Origin of the sequence: Paenibacillus sp. 32O-W, assembly GCF_007679495.1 — a bacterium.
Taxonomy (GTDB): Bacteria; Bacillota; Bacilli; order Paenibacillales; family NBRC-103111; genus Paenibacillus_L; species Paenibacillus_L residui.
Genome location: NZ_VEGP01000030.1, coordinates 50,746 through 61,594, shown reverse-complemented (window position 1 = coordinate 61,594; position 10,849 = coordinate 50,746). Strand labels below are relative to the sequence as shown.

Sequence of the window (10,849 nt, the reverse complement as noted above, 5' to 3'; positions counted from 1 at the left end):
TGCGCACGTACGGATCTGTGAGGGGTAAGGGGCACAATCCTCGAAGGAAAGGCCCCGCCTACTCGACCTCGTCTTTGGGCATCCTTGTCCGAGGATTCGCATCCAAACGATGCAGAGCAATCAGGCGATCCGCAGATTGGCCCGGGCGGGCGTAAGAATGCCTTTGTATGTCGGCGCCTCCAGATTTGGGACGATCCCTTATTTGCTCCGATTCGCTTTCACGTGCTTCAACTGTGCCACGATAATGACGCTGATGATGACAAGGAGAAACCACGAGCTGATTTTGCCAAAGCCTACGAGCTGCCATGTTTCTTGTTGGTTCGGATATTTCCATGCCCCGAAGTAGGTTGCGATGTTTTCTGCCAGCCAGATGAAAAAGCCGACGAGCAGGAAGGCTGCCGTAAGCGGCATCCGGTAAGTCGTAGTGCGAACGGTGTACCAAATCCATGTTTTCCAAAAAACAACAGGCACGAGCGCCATGAGGAGCCAGCGAAAATCGGGAATGAAATGATGGGTGAAGAAGTTCGCATAAATCGCCGCGCCAAGCACGACGGCAGGCACCATTCCCGGCCAGCCGGACATATCCATCTTGAGCCGCCTCCATACTTGTCACATGTAGCTCGCCACACTGGCGTACATAAAACCGCTATATAGCGGAACACCGAGCCATTTCGTATACCCCGGTTCGGGATAGGACCAGGAGCCCATATGAACTTTATACAGCTCCAACATCAGGCCGATGATATGGAATACGCAAATAACCTTGATTTCTTCGAGAGTTTCCAAGCGGCTGCGATACATCAAGTATTGTACGATAATCAGCACGAGTAAAATGAGATCATATCTATGGATGAACGGTACATCAATCCATTTGGAGACGGCCAACGTTCCGAAAATCGCCACCGGGAATATGCAGCTCATCGCCTGCTGATAACCGAAATGAAGCAACTGCAGGAAGGACTGGGTATAGGTTCGGCGCTGAGTCTTTGCTCCTGCGCGCTTCAATTGTTCTGTTTGCATTAGCGCCTCCTATGAAATGTTTAGATGTCTTCAGGAGCATCCTTGGAATACTCCAGGATATCCCCGGGCTGACAATCCAGCACTTCGCATATTTTTTCTAAAGTGGAAAAGCGAACCGCCTTCGCCTTTCCATTTTTCAGTATGGAAAGGTTTGCCATAGTGATCCCTACCTTTTCTGAAAGCTCGGTGACGCTCATTTTTCTTTTTGCCAGCATGACATCGATATGGATAAGAATGGCCATATGTACACCTCAGACGGTCAAATCGTTTTCCGATTTGATTTCTAATGCATTTGTTAACAGTTCCTGGAGAACGGCTGCGAAGACGGCTACAGCAGAAGTAGCAAAGATAACGATGGCTCCAATGATTGCAATGGAATAATGGAAGGCGATCTGGAATCTAAGGAGCGCAAAACCGACGGCATACAATAGAATTATCGCAACGGCGCAATATTTAATAGATTTCAATGAAGCTATGGCATGTTCAGAGAACGCATTATTGTTTTCAATGTAATGCAACAGTTTTAAAGCTTGGTACAGTGCAAAATAAAACGGTATGGCCGAAATATACACACCTGCGAGCACAGGATATCTCAAATAGGCATAATCGGGATTCATCTCTGCTGTGCTTCTAGCCAAACCCGGCAACCAAAAAATAAACAGTACAAGAGCAACCATACCAATAACGACAACAGCGATTTTCAGGAAAATGGTTTTTCCTCGTATCATCTCATGGAGCACCTCACCCTCCGTTAATGGCAGTAGAATATCATTTTATTTATCGAATATCAATATATTTTTAGCTATACACGATAAATATTTATTATTTTTCAGGTGATGTCGGCCTGTTGCTAATGGCTGGCGTATCTCTTGAAAAGGGGCGTGCCTTCAATTAAGTATGCTCCTCTTGCCGACCATAAAATTTATTTATACAAGTGAAAGAAATAATCCGTTTTACTTTTTATGGATAAAGTTGTAAGTTGGGTTTGAGGTGATCCGATGTCAAATCAAGTGAACTTTGGCCGAGTGTCTAAAGAGTATTCCAAGTATCGGGATGAGCTGCCGGAGGTCATCTTCGAGCAGTTTAGGCGCAGAAATATCGAATTCTCCGGTAAGGCCGTGGCGGATTTGGGTGCGGGGAGCGGCATTTTCTGCAGGGCATTGGCCCGGCAAGGGGCATCGGTCACAGGGATCGAGCCGGAAATAAGCTTAATTAGTGCGGCGAAAGCCCAGGATGAGGCGGAAGGCCATTCGATCCATTATATTCATTCAGTCGCCGAGAGCATAGACTTGCCCGATCGCAGCCTGGATGCTATAACGGCTCTTAGGGCCTGGCACTGGTTCGACCGCCGATCGGTTCTAAAGGAAGTGAGGCGGCTGCTCAAAAGGAACGGCCTGTTGATCGTTATCAACTCAGTCTTTGTTCCGCAATTATCGGATGTGGCGCAGCAAACGTTCAGGATTGTCAAACAATTCGGGGTTGAAATTAAGCCGGCCGGAGCTATGGGGGAGGTTAAGGAAAGAAGAAACGGTTTTCCCGTGAACTGGTTCCGGGAATGGGAGGAAAGCGGCCTGAAGCTGATGGCTGAATGGCAGTACGATTACGATCTCAGCTTTACGGTGGAGGAATGGTGCGGCAAGATGAGAACCCTCTCTTGGATGACTAATGTGGAGGATGAGCGAAAGGAGAGGATCATTGCCCGGATCGAAGGGGAATTGTCCCCATTACCCGAGCCCCTGTCCATTCCGCATCAATATTCTGTCGCGGTTTTGATAATGCCTTCTTGACCGACCGATAAAAAAAGCTCCTAACGGAGCCATCTCGAAGATGAATAACCCGGTATTAGAGGAAGCTTTTTATGCCAATAGGAATCTATATTTACATCGTATTAACGCTGTAAAAGATTCCTTATGTGGTAAAAAAAGCTCCTCCAGGGAGCCGCAAAATGCTGTCCCGGGAGGAGTGATGGCCTTTATTTTGTCCCAGATTCGTGCTAAGCACGGGTCTTGGAGCCGAACAGCAGGGCAACGACCAGACCTGCCACCAATGTGATGGCGCTAATTCCCAAAGTCGCCATATCGGAGGTGAAGCCCGGGAAGACGACGACGATAGATCCGAGAATCAGGCCGATTATGACGGCATAAGTCATGTGAGGAAACTCTGACAGCAGATAGCGGATGCCCTTGCTGCTGACGATAAAACCGACAATCACGCCGGATCCGATAATGGCAATGAGCGGCAGATTAAGCTCGGACAGGGCATGAATGGCCGTGGAATAAACTCCGAGAACGAGCAGGATAAAGGAGCCGCTTATCCCCGGAAGCAGCATGGCCATACTGGCAAGCCAGCCGGAGAAGAACAAGCCTGCAACCGTGAGCAGCGTTAAGTTCGTGATCGGCTCTGCGGATTTATCCGTTTGAATGAATGCCATCGAAGCGAGCAGGGCCGCAGCAAGAATGAGAACGATCACGTGCCGCAACTTAAAATGGCGCTTGGCTTCCGATTGCCTGAAGATAAAGGGCAGGACGCCGATGATCAGACCGATAAAAAAGAACTGCGTTGGCTGGTAGTGATGCTCCAGTAAATATTTGATCAGACGGCTGAGAAGCAGGAGGGCCGTTCCCATTCCTGCTGCCAGCGGTATCAGAAACCCGATGTGGCGTTTCCAATCGCGGCTGAAAAATCCGCTGATCGCTTCCAACAGACGGTCATAAATACCAAGCACGACGGCAATGGTGCCACCGCTGACTCCCGGGATCAAATCGCTGATGCCCATTAGCAGCCCACGGTAAATGTTCTTCCATTCCATAGTCTCTTTCCTCTCTTTATCCGAATATGAGCCTTGCTTGATTTCTATTTCTTTATAGGGTTGTCCGACTTCGATCCTCAATTACTATACCATAATCTGCTTGGGAAACGCACCCATCCATTAGTAGCATTCTTAGCTCACCGTACTATAAAAGGAGGAGTGAAAGTTGATCTATTATCGATACGGGGACCTTGCGGTAAGGGCACTGGAAGAAAGCGACGCCGAGCTTCTGGTGCATTGGCTGAGTGATCCTCGCGTGTTGGAGTTCTATGAAGGGCGGGACAGGCCTTTAACCATGGAAACGGTCAGGGAGCAATTTTACGACCGATCGATAGAGATCGATCCATGTATAGTTCAATATCAAGGCAAGGATATCGGGTATATTCAATTCTACCCGATTGGCGATGAAGAGAAAGAAGAGTACGGCTATAGCGATTTTGCCGAAAACATATACGGGATGGATCAGTTTATCGGCGAGCCGGATTATTGGAACCGCGGAATAGGGACCGAGCTGGTGCGATCGATGGTCGACTATTTGATCCGTGAGAAGCGGGCGGGCAAAATCGTAATGGACCCGCAAACCTGGAATGCCCGGGCCCTTAAAGTGTATGAGAAATGCGGGTTTGTCAAGGTCAAGCTGCTGCCGAAGCACGAATGGCGTGAAGGCGAGTACAGAGACTGCTGGCTGATGGAATACCGGAATAATTAAATAAGGCGGGACGCGCCGGAGAGGCAAAGACAGTAGATCAGAGCTTATTTTGTTCTATTGTCTTTTTTTTTGTATCGTGTAACCAAAGAGTTTTCTCATTGACTTTTGCTGAAAAACAGAATACTCTGTAATACAGAGTTAATTCACTCTGTCTTTCAGAGTAAAAATGAACATGCAAGGAGGGGCATCCGGTGGAAACTGTCATCCGGTTGGATAAGGTGAGCAAACGGTACGGATCTACGTTGGCTGTAGGGGATGTATCGCTGCAGATCGGTAAGGGGGAAATCTTCGGTATCGTAGGTCCTAATGGCGCCGGTAAAACAACTTTGATTGAAATGATGGAAGGACTGCGTTCGGCGGACAGCGGAACGGTGAAGGTGCTGAATAAAGATATCCGAAGCCATTCGCAGCAGATTAAGGAAAGGATCGGTGTGCTGCTCCAGTCCACATCCATCCCAGGAAATGCGAGGGTGAAGGAGATTCTGAACGTCTTTTCCTCCTTCTATGACCGCACGGCCGACTTGGAAGGAATCATACGTTTACTCGGGCTGGGGGATAGGTTAAACAGTTACTTCAAATCGCTGTCGGGCGGCTGGAAGCAGCGGGTATCGTTGGCTCTCGCCCTGATTAACGATCCGGATATTGTCTTCCTGGATGAGCCGAGTATGGGCTTGGACCCGGTTGCCCGCAATCAGATGTGGCAGATGATCAAGCAGCTTAGAGAGGAAGGGCGGACCATCGTTGTTACCACTCATTATATGGAAGAAGCAGAGACGCTGTGCGACCGGGTGGCGGTGATGAGCCGCGGCAGCCTGATTGCGCTGGATACGCCGGAGAATCTGATCGCGTTGCTCGGAGAGGGCAAGCGGATCAGTTTCCGAAATCCCGGGCGGACAAGTCAGAAGGCCATGGCGGAGCTGACAAATGTCGTTCATGTCGAATGGGAGTCCGGCATCATCAAGCTCCATTCGACGGACATGGATCTCACCCTCCAGCATTTGTACCGCCGGGCCGATGAAGAGAAGTGGGTGGTCAGAGGACTGAAGCTGGAGGAGATGTCGATGAACGAAGTTTTCAGTGAATTGACGGAAAAGCAGGGGAGGGGAGCGTAATGAACGCCTTTTTGAAATTGACGGCTTTTGATCTGCGGTTATATTTGCGGGACTGGATTACGATCTTTTGGGTGCTGGTTTATCCCGTGCTGATGCTGCTGTTGTTTGGTTCCATGTTCGGGGATTCACCCAGTACGATCTATCCGGGAGGCCGGTATATCGATGATTATGTCCCCGCATTGTGCGCAATGAATGTCATGTCCGTGTCCTTGTTTACTCTTAATATTAACATGATCACCTACCGACAGAACGGTATTTTGAGAAGATTTCGGGTTACTCCGATCCGCAAGTCCGCCGTGCTGGCTTCCCATACGGTGCAAGGGATTTTTCTTATTGTCGCCGGTGCGGTTGAAATCGTCATTCTTGCCAAGCTCATTTGGGATGTCCAGCTTACGGCAGCCTCCCTGGCAGCGGTTATCGGGAGCCTGTTAATGGGAGTCATCGGTTTCTTCAGTCTTGGTTTTGCCCTGTCGGGTCTGGTCAGCACGACCGGTGCGGCAAGCGGGTTGGCGATGATCGTGTTCTTCCCCATGATCTTTCTCTCGGGAATTGCGATGCCGCTCGCCATGCTGCCCGACGTTATGCAGTCCATCAGCCGCTGGATACCGATGACTTATTATGTGGATCTGGTCCGGGGAGCATGGTATGGCCAGCCGTTCACGGAGCTTGGTAAAGAATTGCTGGTGATGGCCGGCTTCACAATTACTTGCTGTATACTTGCATTATTGTTGTTTCGATGGGAAAATCGATAACTAGGAAAGGTAAAATTGCAGGCTTCAGGAGTGGTTATCTTTGAAGGAAAACAAGGAGCAGCATATGCGTAAACCAGCAGAGGGTGGGCGGTACACGGGTGCGGATCAGGCTCTGCAGGATATTGAGTTTATTAAGCAGCTGATTGCCAGAAACCGCAAGAAGCTCGATCATTCTCCGCCCTATCTGTATATTTGGGGAGCCTATATGATGATCGGGTTTGTCGGCATGCATTTCGACCATTCCGTTTGGCCTAATTGGTACTGGTTAAGCGGTGCGATCGTAGGCTCGATACTTTCGGCGGCCGTCGGGATGAGACAGTCCCGTTCCTCCAACGAGCAGGAGGGAGGAGCCTATGCCTGGATGTTCTGGCTGCCTTTCGCGGTGATGATGCTGTCAGGGTTCTTTATGCTGGCATCGGGCATAGTAAGGGTCGAATACGCCTCCTTCTTCTGGGTTATTCTGGTAGGGATTTCCTATGTATCCCTAGCCTCGCTGGCCGGGAAAGGACCTGCGGTTGTCGGCTGCTGGTTCATCCTGCTGTCGATCTTGACCTGGCTGTTTTTCAGGGAATATCAATTTATCATTCTGGGATTGCTGGGCGGAGGCAGCAATATTATGGCAGGAATATATCTGCAGTGGCGGAGTAAGCGTCATGGGGGATAATCTGTTCGATGCCATCGACGAGACCATCCATGCCAAGGCCCGGCTTGGAATCATGAGCTTGCTTGCCGTTCACGGGCAATGTGATTTCAAATTTCTGCGGGACGAGCTGCAATTAACCGAAGGCAATCTGGGGAATCATATCCGCGTACTGGAGCAGGCCGGCTACATTGATGTACAGAAAACATTCGTCGGAAGACGGCCCAAGACGATTTGTTCTCCTACCGAGCTCGGGATGAATATGTTCCAGCAGTATATTGAAGGCCTGGAACGGATCATTCGTATGGCACAGCCTCCACATCGGAAGAGCTGACAGGGCTCCTTCCAAGCAGACAGCGTGGATTTGGAGTCTTGTATTCTCTTAAAGCTATGGGGCGCTGCCTTTCCTTACATAAGAAATAGAGAGGTGGATGACATGAGTACTCCCGGTATTCGCAAACAAGAGATTATCGATGCCTTTCACTTTCGCCATGCAACCAAGGTGTTTGACCCTGAGAAGCCTATTTCGGATGAAGATTTTCATTTTATTTTAGAGGCCGGAAGGTTATCCCCCAGCTCTGTCGGCTACGAGCCTTGGAAATTTCTTGTTATCCAGAATCCATCGCTCAGGGAGAAATTAAAGGAATTTTCCTGGGGAGCGCAGACCCAGCTTCCGACGGCCAGCCATTTTGTCGTTATTCTAGCGAGAAAAGACGTCCGGTATGATTCGGAATATGTGATGAGACTTCAGAAGGAAGTAAAGAACTACCCAGATCACCTGATCGAGAAGCTTCTCCCCAGGTATAGAGAGTTTCAGGAATCGGACTGGCACTTGCTTGATAACGAGCGGGCTTTATTCGATTGGTCCTGTAAGCAAACTTATATTGCACTGGGGAATATGATGACTGCTGCCGCTCTGATCGGCATCGATTCCTGTCCGATTGAGGGCTTTGACTACGATCGGGTCCATCAGGTGCTGGAACAGGAGGGCTTGCTGGAAGAAGGACGTCTCGATGTATCCGTCATGGCGGCCTTTGGCTACAGAGCACAAGAGCCGAAGTATCCCAAGAGCAGACAAAAGCTCGAGGATATTGTCCGGTGGGTCGAATAGTCAACATTAAAAGAGGAGCAGGCCGAATCGGCTGCTCCTCTTTTAAATCATCTGGTTTGGATGACGGCTACATGACTTCCTTCAGCTTTTTCACATAGTTGGCACGGATGAACAAGAAATAGAGGATCTGGATGATCGTGAATGAGCCCAGAACGAGTGCCGATTCTTTAACTAGATTGGCATTGAATGTGTTCTGCAATGAATTCAGCGCAACGGCTCCATGAATGAGCGCAACGATGATCGGTACGAAGAACAGCAGCCCGATCTGGGTCGATACGATCTTCGACAGCTCGCCTTCCGTCAGCCCCAGCTTCGTAATAGAGCGGAACTGCGCACGGTCATGGTCCAAATCCGCGTACAGGCGAAAGTACAGGAAGCTGCCCGCGGCGACGAAGAACACAGCTCCGATGAACAATCCGGTCAGCAGAATTTGCCCGAAGCCCTGATTAATATCGTTTAGATCGTAAGCCCTTGAGAAGAAGCTGTAATGCTCGCCGTTGCCTTGCAGCTTCTCATTAAGCTGCTTGGACACATTCAAGGTTTGCCGCCAATCTTCTACATGGAATACGTACGAGGTAGATTCCGTCAGCGATTCGGACAGCGACTGGAAAACGGCGTCAGATACGATGGCCGTTCTGGAGAATTCAACTTGTTGGAGCGCAATCGGTAAGACGGTATTCTCCTTGATATCCAAAGTGCGTCCGTCCTGAAGCGAGATTTGTTTCTCCTGTCCTACAGGTTGCCCTCCGAAGCCCATGTTGTCCGGATAGAACAGGAGAGCTTCACCATCCGTTAACTGTATCTCCTCTTTTGTAATTTTATTGTAGTTTGTTTCTGAAATGATACTGTAGCTTTTCTTCGTTTCCGCATCTTCCAACCGTTTCTTCTGGATGACCAGAGGCTCGTAATTGATCTTGGCCTCCGTCAATTCCTGCTCGATGAGCTTGGAATGTTCGGCCTCCTGTGGATTTCCGGCATACGATTCGTACTTAAACGCCGGGACCGATTCGGTTATCTTGGCAGTAAACATGGATTTCATCCCGACCAAAGTCCCGATGGCGCAGAAAGCGACCGTCGAGATGATAGCGACCAGGAAGAACATGCGGGCATTATCCTTCATCCGGTAGGCCAGATCGGACAAGGTAATCAGATTGGTTTTGCTGCGGTACAGTTTTTGATTTTTCTTCAGCTTATTAATCATATAAACGCTCAACTGGGTGAACAGGAAATAGGTTCCTATACTTACGATAAGAGCAACCGGGAGCAGGGCAATAATCACCATCGCGCCTCTGACCACGAAAGCAATCACGTATCCGGCAAGGATCAAGAAAGCCGCTAACAGGGCGAGGAAAGTGGAGGCCTTCGGCTCCGGCTTCGGTTTGGCAGTGCCTTTCAGCAGGTCAATAAGCGAGCTGCTGCGCAAAATAACGGCGGTGAACAGAGAAATGAATATAAATAACAGAGCAAAGGCTACGAAAGTGAATAAAGCGGCTTTGGTCGGCAAATAGAAAGAGAGAGGCTGCTCCAGTGTAAGGACAGTGCTTCCCATTATTAGCATACCTTTGGACAACAGCAGTCCGATAGCAATGCCGGACACGGTCGAAGCCAGCCCAATGATGACATTTTCGAGAAAAACGAGCCGTCTAAGCTGCAAATCGGACATCCCCTGCATAATGCAGATGCCGAATTCTTTCTTCCGCGATTTCAGGAAAACGCTCATCGAATACAGAATAAAGAAAAATGTAAAAAAGTAAATGATATATTGGGAAACGTCCATACTCGTCTGAGCGCCTTGTCCATAACCACCCTTACCGGAGAAATCCAGCTCCGGATGGAACGCCAGCATCGAGTAGACGAAGAAAATCATGACCGAGAAAGCGCAGCTGAAGAAATACCCGGCATACAGCCGCTTGTTGCGGAATACGTTCTTAAACGCGAACTGCCGAAAATTCATCTTCCGTTCCCCCTATGGTCATCAATACGTTCATGATTTCCTGGAAAAATACTTGCTGCTTGTCCGTCCGGCGCAGCTCGCTGAAAAGCATGCCGTCTTTGATGAAAATAACGCGGTCGCAGTAACTGGCGGCCTGGGAGTCATGGGTGACCATCATCATGGTGGCGCCCTCCTCCTTGTTCAGCTTCTGCAGGATCTCCAGAACGTCGCGGGCCGCTTTCGAATCCAGGTTTCCGGTCGGCTCATCCGCCAGAATCAGCTTGGGAGAGTGAATAATAGCGCGTGCGATCGCTGTTCGTTGGCTTTGGCCGCCGGATATTTCGTAGGTGCGTTTGTTCAAGATATGGGCGATGCCAAGCTTGTCCGCGATCCGATTCACGCGTTCGTCCTGTTCCTTGATGCTGACATTTTCCAGAGTCAGAGGGAAAATAATATTTTCCTTAACCGTCAGCGTCTGCAGCAGATTGAAGTCCTGAAAGACGAAGCCCAGCTCCCGGCGGCGGAATAAGGCCAGCTTGCGCTTGCTTAGTTGATGGGCGTTCTTCCCGGCAATGACGACTTCGCCGGAAGTAGGCTTGTCAATGGTCGACACGACATTGAGCAGTGTTGTTTTGCCGCTGCCGGACGGCCCCATGACGCCGACAAATTCTCCTTGCTGAATCGTTAAATTCAAATTGGACAGTGCTTGGTAAGAGACTTTGCCCTCATAGACCTTGGATACATTTCTAACTTCAAGCATATT

General features: G+C 49.5%; 12 protein-coding genes and 2 pseudogenes. 8 read left to right on the top strand and 6 right to left on the bottom strand.

Annotated elements, in window-relative coordinates; translation table 11 throughout:
• Positions 1 to 91: 91 nt before the first annotated feature.
• Positions 92 to 181 (top strand): annotated as a pseudogene (locus tag FS806_RS26710) (IclR family transcriptional regulator); the annotation flags it as partial.
• Between the two features lie 17 nt (positions 182 to 198).
• Here the strand turns inward: FS806_RS26710 and FS806_RS13610 are convergent.
• From FS806_RS13610 to FS806_RS13600, 3 genes and pseudogenes are all read right to left on the bottom strand, one after another.
• Positions 199 to 1,020: pseudogene (locus FS806_RS13610) on the bottom strand (DUF817 domain-containing protein).
• Between the two features lie 20 nt (positions 1,021 to 1,040).
• Positions 1,041 to 1,262 carry a helix-turn-helix domain-containing protein gene (locus tag FS806_RS13605; protein WP_144937308.1) on the bottom strand — a complete coding sequence of 74 codons (222 nt, stop codon included), beginning with the start codon at positions 1,260 to 1,262 and terminating at the stop codon, positions 1,041 to 1,043.
• Between the two features lie 9 nt (positions 1,263 to 1,271).
• The gene (locus FS806_RS13600) at positions 1,272 to 1,748 is read right to left on the bottom strand and encodes a DUF2975 domain-containing protein (RefSeq protein ID WP_144937305.1); all 477 of its coding nucleotides are present in this window, start codon (positions 1,746 to 1,748) and stop codon (positions 1,272 to 1,274) included.
• Positions 1,749 to 2,018: 270 nt separating this feature from the next.
• On the opposite strand from FS806_RS13600, the gene FS806_RS13595 reads away from it, so the two are divergent.
• The gene (locus FS806_RS13595) at positions 2,019 to 2,807 is read left to right on the top strand and encodes a class I SAM-dependent methyltransferase (RefSeq protein WP_144937302.1); all 789 of its coding nucleotides are present in this window, start codon (positions 2,019 to 2,021) and stop codon (positions 2,805 to 2,807) included.
• Between the two features lie 206 nt (positions 2,808 to 3,013).
• Here FS806_RS13595 and FS806_RS13590 read toward each other — a convergent pair whose 3' ends face one another.
• Positions 3,014 to 3,829, bottom strand: a complete 816-nt coding sequence (locus FS806_RS13590; RefSeq protein WP_144937299.1) for a DUF368 domain-containing protein — start codon at positions 3,827 to 3,829, stop codon at positions 3,014 to 3,016.
• Between the two features lie 169 nt (positions 3,830 to 3,998).
• On the opposite strand from FS806_RS13590, the gene FS806_RS13585 reads away from it, so the two are divergent.
• The 6 genes from FS806_RS13585 to FS806_RS13560 all read left to right on the top strand — a co-directional run bounded on the left by FS806_RS13585 (position 3,999) and on the right by FS806_RS13560 (position 8,153).
• The gene (locus FS806_RS13585) at positions 3,999 to 4,538 is read left to right on the top strand and encodes a GNAT family N-acetyltransferase (protein WP_144937319.1); all 540 of its coding nucleotides are present in this window, start codon (positions 3,999 to 4,001) and stop codon (positions 4,536 to 4,538) included.
• 191 nt (positions 4,539 to 4,729) lie between these two features.
• Entirely contained in the window at positions 4,730 to 5,650 is a 921-nt protein-coding gene (locus tag FS806_RS13580; RefSeq protein ID WP_144937296.1) for an ABC transporter ATP-binding protein, read from the top strand.
• A complete protein-coding gene (locus FS806_RS13575) occupies positions 5,650 to 6,402 on the top strand; it encodes an ABC transporter permease (RefSeq protein WP_144937293.1) in 753 nt (250 codons plus the stop codon). Before FS806_RS13580 ends, FS806_RS13575 begins: the two co-directional genes overlap by 1 nt.
• 40 nt (positions 6,403 to 6,442) lie before the next feature.
• Positions 6,443 to 7,066, top strand: a complete 624-nt coding sequence (locus FS806_RS13570) for a hypothetical protein (protein WP_144937290.1) — start codon at positions 6,443 to 6,445, stop codon at positions 7,064 to 7,066.
• Positions 7,056 to 7,376, top strand: coding sequence for a winged helix-turn-helix domain-containing protein (locus tag FS806_RS13565; protein ID WP_144937287.1), 321 nt, complete (start codon positions 7,056 to 7,058; stop codon positions 7,374 to 7,376). Before FS806_RS13570 ends, FS806_RS13565 begins: the two co-directional genes overlap by 11 nt.
• 102 nt (positions 7,377 to 7,478) lie before the next feature.
• The gene (locus tag FS806_RS13560) at positions 7,479 to 8,153 is read left to right on the top strand and encodes an NAD(P)H-dependent oxidoreductase (RefSeq protein WP_144937284.1); all 675 of its coding nucleotides are present in this window, start codon (positions 7,479 to 7,481) and stop codon (positions 8,151 to 8,153) included.
• A 67-nt stretch (positions 8,154 to 8,220) separates the two neighbouring features.
• On the opposite strand, the gene FS806_RS13555 is transcribed toward FS806_RS13560, so the two are convergent.
• Both FS806_RS13555 and FS806_RS13550 read right to left on the bottom strand, forming a co-directional pair.
• Complete coding sequence (locus tag FS806_RS13555) at positions 8,221 to 10,107, bottom strand: FtsX-like permease family protein (RefSeq protein WP_144937281.1); 1,887 nt, start codon at positions 10,105 to 10,107, stop codon at positions 8,221 to 8,223.
• Positions 10,082 to 10,846 (bottom strand): ABC transporter ATP-binding protein, encoded by a 765-nt coding sequence (locus tag FS806_RS13550; protein ID WP_144937278.1) that lies wholly within the window; start codon positions 10,844 to 10,846, stop codon positions 10,082 to 10,084. Before FS806_RS13550 ends, FS806_RS13555 begins: the two co-directional genes overlap by 26 nt.
• Positions 10,847 to 10,849 lie beyond the last annotated feature (3 nt).